Source organism: Phocaeicola paurosaccharolyticus JCM 15092 (assembly GCF_000613805.1).
Taxonomy (GTDB): Bacteria; Bacteroidota; Bacteroidia; order Bacteroidales; family Bacteroidaceae; genus Phocaeicola; species Phocaeicola paurosaccharolyticus.
In genome coordinates, this window is record NZ_BAJR01000007.1 from 51,131 (window position 1) to 67,279 (window position 16,149).

A 16,149-nucleotide genomic window follows, 5' to 3' on the forward strand; every position below is an offset into this window, starting at 1 on the left:
TCTGTAGAATATTCTATCGTAATAAATTAATAATAACTACATTCGCCATATGTTCTTATTGTAATTTATACAAAAACTATATTTAATACTTTTATGAAAGACAAAAACAACAAGCTTTATCTCATTAGCGTGGTATTTGTTGCCATCTTGGGAGGACTACTATTTGGTTATGACACGGCAGTAATTTCTGGAGCAGAAAAGGGACTTCAAGCCTTTTTTATGGGCGCTACCGATTTTGTGTATTCTGATGCCATTCATGGTTTCACCTGTTCCAGTGCTCTAGTTGGTTGTATAATAGGTAGTGCTTTTTCCGGTTTAGCAGCTTCTAGATTAGGACGTAAACGTTCCTTGATTTTAGCAGGTATCTTTTTCTTCTTATCTGCATGCGGATCTTATTATCCTGAGTTCTTATTATTTGATTATGGAAAACCTTCTTTCAATTTGATGGTAGCTTTCAATTTCTACCGTATCTTAGGAGGTTTTGGTGTTGGTTTGGCTTCAGCTATCTGCCCAATGTACATTGCTGAGGTTTCTCCTTCAAATATGCGTGGTACTTTGGTTTCTTGGAACCAGTTTGCTATAATATTCGGTCAGTTGGCTGTATACTTTATCAACTTCCTTCTTTTGGGTGAACACACTAACCCTATAATTGAAGAGACTGCAAAAGGTGTTTATAACGTATTACCATCATCCGATCCTTGGACAATCTCTACTGGATGGCGATATATGTTTGGTAGTGAATGTTTTCCTGCCGGACTATTTACATTGCTAGTATGCTTTGTTCCTGAAACCCCTCGTTATCTTGCTATGATCGGTCAGGATATGAAGGCTTTGGCGGTACTTGAACGTATTAATGGAGCAACAAAAGCTAAAGAGATTCTTGCTGAAATAAAATCTACAGTAGAAGAGAAAAAAGAGAAACTATTTACTTATGGTTGGGTAGTTATCTTTGTTGGAATCATGCTTTCAGTTTTCCAACAGGCAGTAGGTATCAATGCTGTACTATATTTTGCTCCTCGTATATTTGAATCTATGAATATGGGTAACCCAATGGTTCAAACAGTAATTATGGGTATTGTTAATATATTATTTACCTTAGTTGCTATATTCACTGTAGAAAAATGGGGTCGCAAGCCTTTGCTAATTTATGGTTCTATAGGTATGGCTATAGGTGCGGCTGGTGTAGCAATGACTAACCTTCTTGGTTTGCCTGCTATTGTATCTGTAGTAAGCATCATGGTTTACTCAGCTTCTTTCATGTTCTCTTGGGGACCTATATGCTGGGTATTGATTGCAGAAATCTTCCCAAATACTATCCGTGGCGCTGCTGTAGCTATCGCTGTTGCTTTCCAGTGGATATTCAACTTCATAGTTTCATCTACATTCGTACCTATGTATAATATGCGTCTATTGGGTATGGATAACTTCGGTCACATTTTTGCTTATGCATTGTACGGCGTAATCTGTGTGTTAGCTGCTATCTTTGTATGGAAGATGGTTCCAGAAACAAAGGGAAAGACTTTGGAAGATATGACTCGTCTATGGAATGATAGAAGAAATAAAAAGTAATAACAGTTCTTTCTATTAGAAATTCAATAAAATATAATGTCCGGACTCTCTTTATAGGGAGCCCGGATTTTTTTATGGCAAAAATAGGCATATCATTAAATATGCCTATTTGCTATAATATTTTATCTCTATCTCTTTTTTACAAAGAAAGATCTAAATCTTCTCATAATACCAATCCCCATCTTTATCCCGTCAAAGATAGCTAATCCATATGAAAGCTTGCTCATAACACCTTCAATACCTCTTATCTTATCCTGCTTAGGTCCAAGCATTTCTCCAGCAATTAAATGAATGTTCTCTTTCACTTGACGTATCTCCTGGAGTTTTCTCTCTTTCTCAAGGATAATCCATTCAAAGGTAATCTTCTCTCTATTTAGCTCATTCATCTTACTTTCTGTTTAATAAAAGTTTAGCTAGAAAATTTGTAAGAGGTTGTACTATCAGTCTCTTCCTAAACAATACAACAAAGATGATGATAAGTATAATAATTCCTGTTATTATGGCAAAGCTGCCGGTGAGTCCACCAACATATGGTGCAAGCAGATAAGCAAATGTAAACGACAGATATAACAGAGCAATCATTCCCAATACAAGGAATATAAGTACTGATATAAGTGTAGATAATATTATTATCAGCTTTTCTAGAATCTCTAGAGTGGCATACTCTTTCTGAAGTTGAAGATATTTCTTTACCTCATTAAAGAGCTCTTGCAGATTGTCAATACTTTTATCGTCTACAAACATAATAACAGGAATTAAGATTATTCATTGCCTTTAATTTCTGAAGATATTTTATCAACAAGATCGTTCATATCTTCACGATTAAGCTTAATACCTTTTTCACGAAGTAAATCTACGATTTTCTTACGTGTCTCTTCTCCTTTATCTGGAGCAAAGAGAATACCAATTGCTGCGCCAATTGCAGCGCCGCCTATGAAGGCTGCTAAAACATTTAATCCTTTCATATTCGTAAATAATTAATTGTTACTATAAAATAAACAAATAAAAAAAGAAGTGGTTTACTATATTAATGGAAATAATTGAAAAAAGATAAAATACTTCGAAGATTAACCAAAATTAATAGTATAAATGTGACGATAGGAATATATATATTACTATTTTTGCAATATTATTGGTAAAAAATATAATAGTATTAATAATAAAATATCATCAATCATGAAAAAATTAATGATCCTTGGAATGGGAGTTTGCGTAGCATTTGCATTCTCTTCATGTAAGTCAAGTGAGAGTGCTTATAAAAAGGCATATGAAAAGGCAAAGCAACAAGAATTAGCAGTGGCTCCTGCTGAGGAAGCTCAACAGCCTACTCAAGTTGTTACTAATACAGTATCTCCTGCTCCAACAGCTGTTGCATCAGGTCCAGTTCGTGAAGAGAGAGTTCAACTTGTATCAGGTCAAGGATTAAAAGCATATAGTGTTGTTTGCGGAAGCTTTGGTGTTAAGGCTAATGCTGATGCTTTGAAAGAGAGACTTGATAATCAAGGTTACAGTGCACTAGTTGTTTTCAACGCAGAGAGAAACATGTACAGAGTAATTACTTCTTCTTTTGATACTCGTGCTGAAGCATCACAGGCTAGAGACGCTTTTAAGGCTAAATATCCTGATAATGTTGAGTTTCAGAAATCTTGGTTACTTTACAATATAAATTAATTTTTATAACAGAATAAAAGAGAGAGAGAGCGGAGCTATTAAGCGCCGCTCTCTCTCTTTTTATTATTTGATCTATTCTTGTAACAAGTAACCCATTTGCAATATTGATTATGTGATTATATTGTGGTTTATCCGAAGCTATACTATCAAGACCACGATCGGTAAGGTTACATTACACAGTGCAATGATGGTATTACTCTATATAGATCATCTTTTTTGTCATTCCGCCATCTATAGTGATATTCTCTCCATTGATGAAATCATTCTCTTCATCGCATATGAAAAGAGCCATACGGGCTATATCTTCAGGCTTGCCAACTCTCCTTGATGGATGCTGAAGGTGGTCTTCCTCTTTCAAAGTATCATAGTTATAGTTTTCTATCCATCCCGGAGAGATAGAATTTACTGTAATATTGTATTCAGAGAGTGATACAGCAAGAGAGTGTGTGAGTGAGTATATTCCACCTTTTGATGCAGAGTATCCCTCAGTACCTGCTTCACTCATAAGATATCTTGTAGAACATAGATTGATAATTCTACCAAACTTGTTTTTGATAAGTTTATCTTTTCTATGTATCGCCAACTTTCTAGATGTAATGAATACTGGTCTTAGGTTTGTAGAAATAACTTCGTCAAAATCATCAACAGTGCATTCTGTGATTGGCTTAAAATTGCCTACCCCTACATTATTGATTACTATATCTATGTCTCCCCATTCGCTAAACATATAGTCCATGCATGCCTCCAATTCGTCAGCCTTACATACATCAACAACAAAATATTTAGACTTCGTCTCCAGAGCTGTTATCTCAGCAATATGTGAATCAATATCGCAAAAAGCTACTCTATACCCAGCGTTGCTGAATGCCTTAACTATAGCTTTCCCTATTCCTGATGCTCCGCCGGTAATGAAGACCCTTTTTCCTAAACCGCTCTTTTTCGATGATTGACGTTTGGATTTTCCCATTGAAACCTTACGAGCTTTGTACTGTTGGTACTGTTTTTCTAAATAATTGTCAGCCATTGTCTTAAATTGTTTATACAAAAATAGGCTTAATAGTTTATATAAACAAGATAGTCACCTTCAGCTTCAATAGTAACCGTGTCGTAGAGAGTTTCATTCAATGTACCTTGCCACCATTTAGTGAAGTCACTGAGAGGATACTTCAGATCTTTACTATATATTCGTTTTGCATCGAAATTTATTATTGAGAGTTGTTGTTTCGGATTTGTTGAGAAGGTACATGTGCCATGGCATGGAATGAATACACCATAGTCTGTATACATACGTACATTTGCTCCCATATTCATATAGTCCATTATCAGACTTATGTTGCCAAGGGTATGGTCCTCTCTTTTGCCGGTTGCACCTACTATATTAAACTCCGTTATCCCGGAATCGAGTAGGTATTTAACCGATTTTGTAAGGTCGTTAGTCTCCTGATCGGTAACCTGTATAATGATGTTTTTGTATAGATTCTTGAAGTTCTTAGAGAGAGAGTCGCAGTCACCTATAATTTTATAGGGTAGCATACCGTTAGATACATAGTTTTCTGCAGCTCCGTCACAGCATATAACATGCTCTGCATTGTATAGGATTGATAGTGGGATAGAGGATGTAGGGTATTCTCCATTTCCAAGTATTACAAACTTTTTGTAGTCATTCAATCTCATCTTTCATCATTTTTTCCCATTTATAATAGCCAAAGATAGCTATAATGGCGTAAACTCCATATAATATAGATGTAAAAATAAGATCCTTGTATATGTAAAGGCCGCAGTATACAACATCTACAGCTATCCATACTATCCATTGCTCTAGATATTTCCTTGCAAGCATTATCATTCCTACAATGCTCAACGCAGTGGTAAATGAGTCTAGCCAAGGTACATTACTGTCGGTGAACTTTACTAATACCAAACCTATTAAAATAAAAGTCAAAATGAATATTGCACTATATATATAATAGCATTTTATGGGAGTACGGGTAATCTTCAACTCTTCAACAGTAGCTGATTTCTCATCATCAGCTATCTCTCTTTTTGCAGACTTTTTCCTGCTCCTTCTCTTGAGATAGCCTTTTGTCCATAGAATATATCCATACACTGCAATAAGGAGATAATATATATTGATGGCAACATCGGCATAAAGTCCGGCATCATAATATACGAATATATATATGGCCGGCATAATTATACCTGCTATCCAAAGATAGAAGCTAGCTCTGTATTCCAAAATGAGGTATACAAAGCCAACTATTGTTCCTATTATCTCAAGATAATTCATATCATCAGAATCTCAGTGATATATTGCACATAACATTTGTACCAGCTTGAGCTGCATATCCTGCATAGTTGTATCTCACTTTATTATTATTATCATCCATATAGAATCCACTTCCTGCATAGCCATTATTCTCATACTCCTCATTGAATAGGTTGTTAATGCTTAAACCAAGTGTAATAGCTTTTACGGTATTAGTCTTGAAAGTGTACGACAAATGTAGATTTGATACAAAATAAGAGTCAAGCAAATGATCATTCTGATTTGCATTGCTCATATATTGTTTTCCCACATATTGTGACTGCAACATAGCCATGAAGTCTCCAGCAGAAAATGTAACTGGTTGTTAAGAAGAAAATCAGGAGAGAAAGCAATGTTAGCACTTTTGTGGTTTATAACCCATTGTGACTTTGACTTGTTCTCATCTTCATAAATTGTCTCTGTGAAATTCTTTATTCTGTTGCGACTTATAGTTGCATTGATATTCCAGTCGAACATATTACATGGTTTTACTCCAAGCATAAGTTCAATACCTGTACGGTAGCTATTCGGCATATTCTCTGCCATAGGTTCGCCTATTTCATTAAGCTGACCTGTAAGAACTAGCTGGTCCTTATAATCCATATAATATAGGTTGACACCCGCTGACATCCATCTGTTGGCAAAGACATATCCTAATTCATAGTCATTAAGTCTCTCTGAACGTGGAGAGGTAGCAAACTTGCTGTCTGTATAGTTATTTCTTGTTGGCTCTTTCTGGGCAACGGAGAATGATGCATATAGCCGGTTCTTCATATCTATCTGCCAGTTTAATCCGAACTTTGGATTGAAGAAGTTAAAGTCATCTTTCACTGCCAGAGATTGCATTCTGCTGTTACTCCAGTCATATTTATCATTTGCACCATGTATACTGTACCTTATATGTCGATACTGAAGATCTGTAAATGCACTTAATGATGAGGTGATGTCATAATTTGCTTTAAGATAAATGTTTCCGTCGAACTTGGTAGAGTGGTTTCTGTAATATTCATGACTAGGGTCAAGGGAACCGATATAGTTTTTTATCCAAATAACTTTTCCGAAGTGGTCTCCGTCATAATTATTCAGCCCACCGCCAAGTACAGCAGAGAGTCTGTCGTTTCTATAGTTCAGTGAGAAAACTGCTCCTCCAAAATCATTTGCCATCTTCTTCTGACGTACAAGATCGCTGCTATAAATATCTTTACCATCTAACTTGAAAGGGTTAAGTCCGTATTCTTGAAACCATCTGTCACTCTTATACTCTTGGTAATATCCATCTCCGCGAGTATAATGGATGGCAGCATTTAGGCTCCAGTTATTATCTATTACTCTGTTCAATAGTATCTGGTAGTTAGTTTGGACATAGTTGTCAGTCTGGTCATCATAAAACTTTATGTTGCCATTCTCATCATAATATATTCCACATGGATTATATCTGCGTCCATATTTCTCCATTTTCTGCTTGCTGGCATAGTACCATGCATGATATGTCTTTTCCTTTCCTCCAAAAATGATAAAACGTAAGGAAGTTTTATCATCATAATATCCTGCCTGAGCTAAGTATGAGTAAAGATTTACTGAAGCACGGTCAATATATCCGTCTGTCCCGATATTACTCAGTCTTCCCTCGAAAGACCAATGATTGTTGATAAGTCCTGTGCCGAATTTAATTGTCTCTTTGTGGGTGTTGAAGGTACCGAAACCTGCATTGAACTCAGCAAAAGGATTAGGAGAAGATGACTCTGTTGCCATGTTTATACTTGCACCAAAAGCTCCGGAACCATTAGTAGATGTACCTGCACCTCTTTGTACCTGAATGCTCTTTACAGAGGATGCGAAATCGGGCATGTTCACCCAAAATAGAGTATGACTCTCTGCATCGTTCATCGGTACTCCATTGGCAGTAACATTGATTCTAGTACCATCTGTACCTCTTACTCTGAATGTTGTGTAACCTATTCCTGTTCCGGCATCACTTGTGGTGATTGCAGAAGGTGTCATACCAAGCAGGTAAGGAATGTCCTGACCGAAGTTTGCCTTCTTAATCTCTTCGCTTGAGACATTGGTAAAAGCTACTGGAGTCTTTTGTGTGGCACGTGTAGCAATTACAAACACTTCGTCAATGTTGACAACTTTAATTGAATCTTTCTCTGCATCTGCTGCAAAAGAGAATAGATTGCTCGCAAAAACTGCGGCAACTGATAATAAGATTTTTTTCATTGATAATAAATTTTTCTACGCCGGCATTACCCGGATCAGATATAAGAGTATGATCTCAGCCCGATTTGTTAAGGCACCCCTATTTCTTTGAATTTTGCACAAAGTTATAGTTTATAATAGTAATAACAAAAAAAAGTTGCAATTATACTTTCGGATAAATAAAAAAGGAGCACATCGGTGCTCCTTAAATTATTTTTATAGAATTTATATTTATCATTCCATGTTATTGATCTTTATACTGGTGTATGGTTTCACCTCTTTCTCCAGCAGTTTCATATCTGTTTTCTCCTCCACATTTCCATAATGGTATGGGAAGAATATGGTAGGACGCATTGCTTTTACAACATCTGTAACTTGTTCTACAGTCATAGTATAAGGTTGATTGACCGGTAGGAAAGCTATATCTATATTTTTCAATGATTTCATCTCCTCAATGTTTTCACTATCTCCAGCTACATATATTCTAGTCTTGCCAATGTTGAAAAGATAACCGCAGTTATTGGCACTCTTTGGATGGAATTTAGTATGACCTTCGGTTATGTTATAGGCAGCAATAGCTTCTACTTTCACTCCTTTGCCTAAATCTGCAATATCTCCGGGCTTCATGGCTGTCATCTTCATATCACTGATCTTTTCAGAAGTAGCCTTATCACAGTATATATGAGTAGTAGGTCGCGATATACTTTTAATGGTCTTCATGTCGAAATGATCGCCGTGAGAATGAGTTACGAATATCTTATCAGTTCTTTTTTCTTTGCTGTAATCGGCCATTCCGCTGACCGGGTCTATATAAAACATAGTTCCATCGGCCTCAATAGCTAAAGAAGCATGACCATAGAGATGCAGTTTGATCTCTTTTCCATCTTTCCCTTTATAAACTTCAGTACGACTGCTTTTCTGAGCATGTATGAATGTCAATCCTATAAGGATGAAAATCATTAAGATAGATACTCTTTTCATATACTTTTTTTATTGGATTAATTGACAAAAATATAAAAAATAGAATTCTAACTCAGTTATGGTCTCTCTTTTTTCAATAGCCTCTCTTTTTCAAATGATGTTGGTTTGAAGTAAATAGGAGCAATTGATGATTTCATTTCATTCTATTCTAAAAGAAGAAGCAATTGTTGTAATTATTGAGATTTTCCAACGTACAATTTTAGGCAGAGTATACATTATATGGCCAATTATGACACATTTTTATTTTTTTAAAGGGTTATGTAATGTAGGATAAAACTATTGTAACAAAATTGTTTGTTGTAGACTTTTAAAAGCTCTTATTTTGAGATTATTAAATTATAATACTTATTATTTTATGAGATTCACATTAATTTTAGCTACTATGCTGATGTTTTTCGGCTTTTCAGCAAACGCTCATACTGATGAGCAGACAGGTAACAAATCTTCTTCATTGAAAGAGCCATGGGATAAGGGTGCTTTTGAAACTCAGAAGTATCGTAATCTGTTTGCAGAGGTAGGTTACAAACAAAAAGATATTGACAAAAAACTAAATGAGGTCTTTGAATCACTCTTCTATGGACCTCAGAAAGTCTATTTTGAGGTTGGTGACTCTATGGCATATATCAGTGATATAAAGAACCATGACGTACGTACTGAGGGTATGTCTTATGGATTGATGATTGCCGTTCAATTTGATAAAAAAGATATTTTCGACAGACTATGGCGCTGGGGAAAGAAATATATGCAACACCAAAGTGGAGATCTGAAAGGTTATTTTGCATGGAGTTGCAAGACTGATGGAACACGTAATGCTGCCGGACCGGCATCTGATGGTGAACTATACTATGTTACATCGCTTATCTTTGCTTCAAACCGTTGGGGAAATAAAGGTGAGTTAAATTATCTGGCTGAGGCGCAGAATATACTAAACTGCTCAATGGAGAAGAAGGATATGCAAAGATCTGCACCTTTTATTAATCTGGAGCATAAACTTATAACATTTACTCCTGACAGATGGGGTGGACGTTTTACTGACCCTTCATATCATCTTCCTGCTTTCTATGAAGTATGGGCTCGTTGGGCAAACGACGGACGTTCTGACTTCTGGATGGAATGTGCTGCTGCAAGTCGCGAATATCTTCACAAATGTATTAATCCAGAGACAGGTCTGAATCCTGACTATAGTAATTATGATGGCTCTTTGATGAAAGGTAACCGAATAATTGGCGATGCGTTCCGTTTCGACTCATGGCGTGTTCCTATGAACATAGCATTAGACTACTCATGGAGCTGTGTTGATAAAGAGTGGCAGAATAATTACGGCAATCTTATTCAAAACTTCCTTTACAAACAAGGCCTGAAGACATTTGTTGACCAATTTAATGTTGATGGCACATTACCTGAAAAGATACTTCCAGCAGGTGGATATACCAAACTGCGTCACTCTCTTGGACTCGTCGCTACTTCTGCTGCTGCATCAATACAGAGTACAAATGATAATAGAAAAGAGTTTATCGATGAGCTTTGGAATGCAAAGCATGAACCATATGAAGATGGTTATTTTGACGCATATTATGATGGTTTGCTACGTCTTTTTGCTTTCATGCACTTAAGTGGAAATTATAAGATTATATTCCCCAAATAAGTGTTTGTATAAAGATAATATCCGGAGAAAGTCAATAAACTTTCTCCGGATATTCTTATTTTATCATATTGCAAGAAAATAGGCTTATGCTACTTAGGTAACTCGAAAACAAATTTAGAGCCCATAGTGTAAGATAGATCTACATAAACATTTCCTTCTAGCATGTTTGCTATAAGCTTGCATATATGAAGTCCGAGACCTGTTCCATTATTATGATTATTGAGCATCTTGAAACGATCGAAACAGATCTCTGCATCTTCCGGCTTAATGCCACAACCGGTGTCTCTTACAGAAAAGATAACTCTGTCATCTGTCTCTATGAAACTAAGTTGAATCTCTCCCTTTGTAGTATATTTACATGCATTGGTAAGGTAATTTGTAATAACTTGTTGCAGACGAACTGAGTCTGTATTTATTATCAAATCTTTTTTTGAAGGAGTATATTTTAATTCTACATCTTGCTTTACCTGACATCTCACGTTTTCTAATGCAGTGCGGCATATCTCATCAACATTAGTTTCACTTAGTTTGACGATATAGGTGCCACTTTCGAATTTAGCCAAGTCAAGTATCTCATTAACCAGAGTGCTTACTATCTCAATGTTTGTGTATATCATTTTAAGATATAGCTTACGCTCTTCATCAGTTATATCATATCTATCATCTCCGTTCAACACCTCATTGAAACCAGCTATAGCTCCCAGAGGAGTACGTATATCATGGCTCATATTGGCGAGAAATGCAGATTTAAGCATATTGTCTTTTTCAGCTTTTTCTTTCATCTGAATTAACCTATGCTGTTCAAGTACATCTTTTGTAATATTCTTTAAGGTACCTATAATCATGTCTGGATGTACCACATTAGCTTCAATAAGTTTCACCTTTGTCTCATAATATGTATTAGGATGTTCTGAATCAACTCTATGCTTGAATCTTTCTTCTCCAAGAGAGATCTCCTTATTTTTAATGCTCGCCAAAAGCTTATCAATTCTATCTCTATATTCATTATCAACATAGCCAAGAAATTCCTCTATTGATATGCCCTCTTTTTTATAGTCTTTATGGCTAAGGAAGCGTACATTGCCTTCTTCAATATTATAAATCCAAACAGAAATGTTGCCGGCGTCAAGCGCAAGCTGAAGTTGTTCGTATGAGTCTTTTAATTTCCGTCTCGTTCTTTTTGTTTGCCTTCTGAGTCTGTATAATATATATATTGCTCCAATTAAAAGAATAGTGCAGAATATTGATAGTAAAGATACAATTAATTGATGTGCTCTCTCTTCATATACTCCAAACCATTTATTGTATATATTATCGTATTCACCATTTGATTTAAGAACCTGAAGTGCTTCATTTAAACGGAACAATATCTCTTCATTTCCTCTTGTAACGGCATATGAATATGCTTGTGGAGGAACTCCTAAATCAGCATGATTAAGTCCATGAAAATCATTGTATTTCTCCTCATAAAAGCTTGCATAATCACTGGCAATTTTCATTATAGCTTTCATGAGGTCAACATTGAATCCTACCATCTCACCCTTTTCATTAAGACTCTCAAATGGAGCAAACGCATAGTTTCCCCTTATGATGAGTTTTTCATTGAAAACTCCCATATCTTTTAAAGGCGTGTATTTCGCAATTGCAGCGCCGGGAATGCTAAGAAGAATAGATAGTGAAATAATAATTTTGAAACTATTATGGCACAATATTCTCCTTAAATAATTGTTATTCATTTAAAATGTTTAATAAGGTGTCTTAGATAATGATAAATTGATCTATTTATATTAATTGATGTAAAAATAGGAATATTTATTAAAAGTTATATATTTGGTATAATATTTTTATCCTATAATTTATATAATATGTAGTTTAACGTCCTGATATGTATAAATTATTTATATAGGTTTTGCTTCATTTCTATCAGTTTGTGTAAAACATCATTATGATAATTGTAAACTTATAAGAATGCTTTTATTTTATTATGAAAAACATCTGTTACCTTCTATTCTATAGGCTTTTTCAATATATATTATCAAAATAGCATTATCATTTTTTTTATATTTTGTAAACTATGATGCCAATGTGGTGAGTGATTATTATATAATTTATATAAAATAATATTGATTATACTAATATAGTATGCTTTCAATCAAATATTTATCAAATGCATTTGCTTTCGGTAATGATAAAATATAATTTTGTGCATTGTAAACTTAAACTTTAAGCGCAACTATAATGAGGTAATGCTCGAGCGCAAATTGAAAAGAGAATAGATTATGTAGATAGGACTCTATTTATATTAATCATTTTTTATAAATAACTGACAACTTAATTTATGAAGAAACTAATTTTTACCTTGGTACTGGCATCTACTGTCACAAGTTCTTATAGCCAAGAATATTATGAAAAGCATCTTACCTTTCCTAAAGGTGCCACAATTGAGCAGAAATTGGATATGGCATCGAGACTTGTTCCAACAAAGCAGCAACTTGATTGGCAGAAGATGGAGTTGACATGTTTCCTCCATTTTGGCGTAAATACATTTACAGGACGAGAATGGGGGGATGGGAAAGAAGATCCGGATATCTTTAACCCAACACAGCTTGACTGTGAGCAATGGGTTAAATCGCTTAAAGATGCCGGATTCAAGATGGCTATCATTACAGCGAAGCACCACGATGGATTCTGTCTGTGGCCAACAAAGACAACTGAACACTCTGTAGCATCATCTTCATGGAAAAATGGTAGAGGTGATGTCGTTGGCGAACTAAGAAAAGCCTGTGAAAAATATGGATTAAAGTTTGGTGTTTATCTATCTCCATGGGATCGTAATGCAAAATGCTATGGTGAGGGTGATGCATATAATAAGTTCTTCATAGCCCAACTTACCGAGCTCCTTACAAATTATGGTGAGGTTCATGAGGTTTGGTTTGATGGAGCAAATGGCGAAGGTCCTAATGGCAAGAAACAAGTTTACGATTGGACTTCAATTTTGAATACAATACATAAGTTGCAACCTAAGGCAGTGACAGCATAATGGGTGATGATGTTCGCTGGGTAGGAAACGAAGGCGGATTAGGACGAACTACAGAGTGGAGTGCCACTGTACTCTCCCCTGGTTCATATGAGGATAAAACTCAGAGAAATAACTTGAAGATTAGTGAGACGTCTAAGGACTTGGGTAGCAGAGCTCTCGTAGGAGAGGCCGACAAGATGTACTGGTATCCATCTGAAGTTGATGTGTCTATTCGTCCGGGATGGTTCTATCACGCAGAAGAGGACAATCAGGTGAGGTCGCTTGCTAACCTTGCAAACATCTATTTCGAATCTGTAGGATGTAATTCGGTTCTACTTCTCAATATTCCTCCGGACAGACGTGGACTTCTTCATGAGAACGATGTAAAGAGAATAAAGGAGTTTGGTGACTATATAAAGAGCTCTTTTGCGGACAACAGAGTATTGCGTGGTGATAAACTTTGGATTGCAAAGAGCGGAAACAGTAAGACTTTCAAAGTCAATACCGGGATTGTTAACACATTCCTTATTCAGGAGGATATTACAAAGGGGCAGAGGGTTGAGAATTTCAAGGTAGAGATATTCAGCAATGGTGCATGGCACCATGTTGGCGAAGGTACCACTATAGGATACAAACGTATAATAAGGTTCTCGGACAGCAATGCCAGTAAGGTGAGAGTTACAATAACTTCAACTCGTGGTAATGCCAACATCATAAATGTAGGACTCTACTATGCAGCTCCACTAGCAGATAAACAGAGTAAGGTTAAGCTTAGCGATGTTAATAGTGATGGATGGAAATCGGTAGATGAGGATGCCTCTATGGCATTTGACGGAAAGAGAGAGAGTGCTTGGAAAGTTGATGGATTAAAACCTTTGACTGTCGACATGGGCAGAGATATTGAAATATCAGGTTTCTCATACTCACCGGTCAACGGAGATGATCTCACAGGTACTATCTTCAAATATAATTTCTACGTCAGCAAGGATGGAAAGGAGTGGATAAAATGTGATACTGCCGGAGAGTTCAGTAATATTATGCATAATCCGGTTCCATACTTCGTACGTTTTGGAAAGAGTTACAATGCACGTTATTTCAGACTTGAACCAACTCGTGAGATAAATAACAGAGCATTTACTTCTGTTGGAGAAATAGGAGTATTGCTAAAATGAGAAAATGATAATATGAAATAGTGTAATAATGGGTTACTTAATGGCGAGTGACCCATTATTTTTATACTATCTATAGCTTTACAATCACACATCTATCGAGTCTGTAATTATCACCGAGAACTTTTAATTATCAAAAGAGAAAATAATAGTATTGACTTTATACAGAAATACATTATAATAGTGAAGATTGTTCAGACGGCGACGTCAACCGATGAGTTGTCGACGTCAAATGAAAGGTTGCCGTCACCAAATGAATGGGCGCCGTCGCCAAACGAGAAAAGTCTCAATAAATAATGAATAATTGCTCTTTGATTTTGCTTTTTATGCTATAATGCTGTCGTATATTTTATTGTAAAAAGATCTCAATTTTGAATCATCCTTAATAATCAGACGTAGCTCCGCCAGTTTCTTTGCATTTCTAGACTCAGGAATCCATAGTTTGATATATCCTCCCTCGGCATATTTCTCATACAGATGCCCAAGCATACGTGCGTATTGCTCTTCTTTGTTTAGATCCGGGAAGTGGGAGATACCATATTGAATAATGCGACGCAGTACAATTTCAGTATCTATGTTTCTATCAGCTTCAGCAACTATCTTGCCATATATCGAGCGTGGTTCATTTTTGCTCGAAGCACGGTGATCTTCAATGGCTTCAGCCATTACCTTAAGCTTTTCATCAGAGAACCATTTTGTCAACTCTTTGTCTGCGAGCAGGCGTTTAGCCGATGTAATATGATGGGTCTCTCTTCCCTCAGGAATTCCTAAGTCATGATAGGCAGCAATGGCATATGCCATATCCATATCAACGCCGAAATGTTCGGCCAGGTTTAAACTCTCTTCTATAACTGTCTCTATATGATCACGCTGATGCGCTTTGTCGTAGTTGATGTATTGCGGTAAAATATTATCCTCTATATAATTTTTCAGATTCTCGTTCATTTGTAATATCTATTTATACTCTGCACTTAATTCATATCCGTTTTCTGATTTAATAACTATGCCCTGCTCCACAAGCATGGCCACTGCTCTGGAGAGAGAGGGGCGGGCAACTCCAAGAATAAAAGCTAACTCCTGAAGGTTGTGGATTGTACTATTCTTTTTCATGTATCCTATGAGACGGGTGTTTAGGTTCTGAAGTGCAAATTCATTCAATTTCCTACTTAGAAACAGACTCCTGTCGGAAATATCCTTAAGAAAGTTCTGAAGTAGGGTAGCATCTTTCTGCATCATATTCAAGAGTCCATCTTTTGAAATAATCCATAGCTTGCATGAACTAGTTGCTTCTATAGTGACAGGTAGCAGGTTCTCTGATCCATAAATAAAAGCTGAGGCAAGTATTTCGGGTGCATGCATAGTCTCAATCTTTATCTCTTTTCCTTCACTGTTTGTCATGACAGTCTTTACGCTTCCCTCACAAAGCAATAATAATGATCGGCATTTAGAACCTTGAACAGCAACAATATCACCTCTTTCGTATACAGCCATTCTATTCGATGAAGTCGAAATTAACATCTCTACAGTTTTCTCATAACAATCTTTGAATAGGGGGAAATCAGAAATTTCAAAAAACTTGTCCATATGCGTT

At 36.1% G+C, this 16,149-nt stretch carries 13 protein-coding genes, 2 pseudogenes and 1 riboswitch; of the genes and pseudogenes, 4 read left to right on the forward strand and 11 right to left on the reverse strand.

Going from position 1 to position 16,149, the window contains the following annotated elements:
- Nucleotides 1-93: 93 nt before the first annotated feature.
- Nucleotides 94-1,569, forward strand: a complete 1,476-nt coding sequence (gene xylE, locus JCM15092_RS05130) for a D-xylose transporter XylE (protein ID WP_024993722.1) — start codon at nt 94-96, stop codon at nt 1,567-1,569.
- A gap of 128 nt (nt 1,570-1,697) precedes the next feature.
- Here the strand turns inward: xylE and JCM15092_RS05135 are convergent, their stop codons facing one another.
- From JCM15092_RS05135 to JCM15092_RS05145, 3 genes are read right to left on the reverse strand one after another with little or no spacing between them, the layout of a single operon-like run.
- Nucleotides 1,698-1,955: a hypothetical protein gene (locus tag JCM15092_RS05135; RefSeq protein WP_024993723.1), complete on the reverse strand. Its 258-nt coding sequence runs from the start codon at nt 1,953-1,955 to the stop codon at nt 1,698-1,700.
- 1 nt (nt 1,956) lies between these two features.
- Nucleotides 1,957-2,313: a phage holin family protein gene (locus JCM15092_RS05140; RefSeq protein WP_024993724.1), complete on the reverse strand. Its 357-nt coding sequence runs from the start codon at nt 2,311-2,313 to the stop codon at nt 1,957-1,959.
- A gap of 17 nt (nt 2,314-2,330) precedes the next feature.
- Nucleotides 2,331-2,534 carry a YtxH domain-containing protein gene (locus tag JCM15092_RS05145; RefSeq protein WP_024993725.1) on the reverse strand — a complete coding sequence of 68 codons (204 nt, stop codon included), beginning with the start codon at nt 2,532-2,534 and terminating at the stop codon, nt 2,331-2,333.
- Nucleotides 2,535-2,745: 211 nt separating this feature from the next.
- Between JCM15092_RS05145 and JCM15092_RS05150 the strand changes: the two genes are divergently transcribed.
- A complete protein-coding gene (locus JCM15092_RS05150) occupies nt 2,746-3,240 on the forward strand; it encodes an SPOR domain-containing protein (protein WP_024993726.1) in 495 nt (164 codons plus the stop codon).
- 193 nt (nt 3,241-3,433) lie between these two features.
- On the opposite strand, the gene JCM15092_RS05155 is transcribed toward JCM15092_RS05150, so the two are convergent.
- The 5 genes and pseudogenes from JCM15092_RS05155 to JCM15092_RS05175 all read right to left on the reverse strand — a co-directional run bounded on the left by JCM15092_RS05155 (nt 3,434) and on the right by JCM15092_RS05175 (nt 8,725).
- Nucleotides 3,434-4,264 carry an SDR family NAD(P)-dependent oxidoreductase gene (locus JCM15092_RS05155; protein ID WP_024993727.1) on the reverse strand — a complete coding sequence of 277 codons (831 nt, stop codon included), beginning with the start codon at nt 4,262-4,264 and terminating at the stop codon, nt 3,434-3,436.
- Nucleotides 4,265-4,293: 29 nt separating this feature from the next.
- Nucleotides 4,294-4,914, reverse strand: coding sequence for a thiamine diphosphokinase (locus JCM15092_RS05160; protein WP_024993728.1), 621 nt, complete (start codon nt 4,912-4,914; stop codon nt 4,294-4,296).
- Nucleotides 4,901-5,527 (reverse strand): nicotinamide riboside transporter PnuC, encoded by a 627-nt coding sequence (pnuC, locus tag JCM15092_RS05165; protein ID WP_024993729.1) that lies wholly within the window; start codon nt 5,525-5,527, stop codon nt 4,901-4,903. Before pnuC ends, JCM15092_RS05160 begins: the two co-directional genes overlap by 14 nt.
- A 4-nt stretch (nt 5,528-5,531) precedes the next feature.
- A pseudogene (locus JCM15092_RS15025) lies at nt 5,532-7,765 on the reverse strand (TonB-dependent receptor).
- Nucleotides 7,760-7,856: riboswitch (TPP riboswitch) on the reverse strand. It overlaps the preceding pseudogene by 6 nt.
- A gap of 122 nt (nt 7,857-7,978) precedes the next feature.
- Nucleotides 7,979-8,725 (reverse strand): MBL fold metallo-hydrolase, encoded by a 747-nt coding sequence (locus tag JCM15092_RS05175; RefSeq protein WP_024993730.1) that lies wholly within the window; start codon nt 8,723-8,725, stop codon nt 7,979-7,981.
- A gap of 355 nt (nt 8,726-9,080) precedes the next feature.
- Between JCM15092_RS05175 and JCM15092_RS15030 the strand changes: the two genes are divergently transcribed.
- Complete coding sequence (locus JCM15092_RS15030) at nt 9,081-10,370, forward strand: family 8 glycosyl hydrolase (RefSeq protein WP_235782279.1); 1,290 nt, start codon at nt 9,081-9,083, stop codon at nt 10,368-10,370.
- 89 nt (nt 10,371-10,459) lie between these two features.
- Here JCM15092_RS15030 and JCM15092_RS16525 read toward each other — a convergent pair whose 3' ends face one another.
- The gene (locus JCM15092_RS16525; protein ID WP_084488453.1) at nt 10,460-12,106 is read right to left on the reverse strand and encodes an ATP-binding protein; all 1,647 of its coding nucleotides are present in this window, start codon (nt 12,104-12,106) and stop codon (nt 10,460-10,462) included.
- A gap of 602 nt (nt 12,107-12,708) precedes the next feature.
- Here JCM15092_RS16525 and JCM15092_RS15040 point away from each other — a divergent pair.
- Nucleotides 12,709-14,561 (forward strand): annotated as a pseudogene (locus JCM15092_RS15040) (alpha-L-fucosidase).
- 321 nt (nt 14,562-14,882) lie between these two features.
- Here the strand turns inward: JCM15092_RS15040 and JCM15092_RS05195 are convergent.
- Both JCM15092_RS05195 and JCM15092_RS05200 read right to left on the reverse strand, forming a co-directional pair.
- Entirely contained in the window at nt 14,883-15,503 is a 621-nt protein-coding gene (locus JCM15092_RS05195; RefSeq protein ID WP_024993732.1) for an HD domain-containing protein, read from the reverse strand.
- Between the two features lie 9 nt (nt 15,504-15,512).
- A complete protein-coding gene (locus JCM15092_RS05200) occupies nt 15,513-16,142 on the reverse strand; it encodes a Crp/Fnr family transcriptional regulator (RefSeq protein ID WP_024993733.1) in 630 nt (209 codons plus the stop codon).
- Between the last annotated feature and the right edge of the window lie 7 nt (nt 16,143-16,149).

What these genes read in the sequence shown, in the direction of transcription:
- xylE (WP_024993722.1), top strand. Translation starts at nt 94, where the DNA reads ATGAAAGACAAAAACAACAAGCTTTATCTCATTAGCGTGGTATTTGTT.
- JCM15092_RS05135 (WP_024993723.1), bottom strand. Translation starts at nt 1,955, where the DNA reads ATGAATGAGCTAAATAGAGAGAAGATTACCTTTGAATGGATTATCCTT.
- JCM15092_RS05140 (WP_024993724.1), bottom strand. Translation starts at nt 2,313, where the DNA reads ATGTTTGTAGACGATAAAAGTATTGACAATCTGCAAGAGCTCTTTAAT.
- JCM15092_RS05145 (WP_024993725.1), bottom strand. Translation starts at nt 2,534, where the DNA reads ATGAAAGGATTAAATGTTTTAGCAGCCTTCATAGGCGGCGCTGCAATT.
- JCM15092_RS05150 (WP_024993726.1), top strand. Translation starts at nt 2,746, where the DNA reads ATGAAAAAATTAATGATCCTTGGAATGGGAGTTTGCGTAGCATTTGCA.
- JCM15092_RS05155 (WP_024993727.1), bottom strand. Translation starts at nt 4,264, where the DNA reads ATGGCTGACAATTATTTAGAAAAACAGTACCAACAGTACAAAGCTCGT.
- JCM15092_RS05160 (WP_024993728.1), bottom strand. Translation starts at nt 4,914, where the DNA reads ATGAGATTGAATGACTACAAAAAGTTTGTAATACTTGGAAATGGAGAA.
- pnuC (WP_024993729.1), bottom strand. Translation starts at nt 5,527, where the DNA reads ATGAATTATCTTGAGATAATAGGAACAATAGTTGGCTTTGTATACCTC.
- JCM15092_RS05175 (WP_024993730.1), bottom strand. Translation starts at nt 8,725, where the DNA reads ATGAAAAGAGTATCTATCTTAATGATTTTCATCCTTATAGGATTGACA.
- JCM15092_RS15030 (WP_235782279.1), top strand. Translation starts at nt 9,081, where the DNA reads ATGAGATTCACATTAATTTTAGCTACTATGCTGATGTTTTTCGGCTTT.
- JCM15092_RS16525 (WP_084488453.1), bottom strand. Translation starts at nt 12,106, where the DNA reads ATGAATAACAATTATTTAAGGAGAATATTGTGCCATAATAGTTTCAAA.
- JCM15092_RS05195 (WP_024993732.1), bottom strand. Translation starts at nt 15,503, where the DNA reads ATGAACGAGAATCTGAAAAATTATATAGAGGATAATATTTTACCGCAA.
- JCM15092_RS05200 (WP_024993733.1), bottom strand. Translation starts at nt 16,142, where the DNA reads ATGGACAAGTTTTTTGAAATTTCTGATTTCCCCCTATTCAAAGATTGT.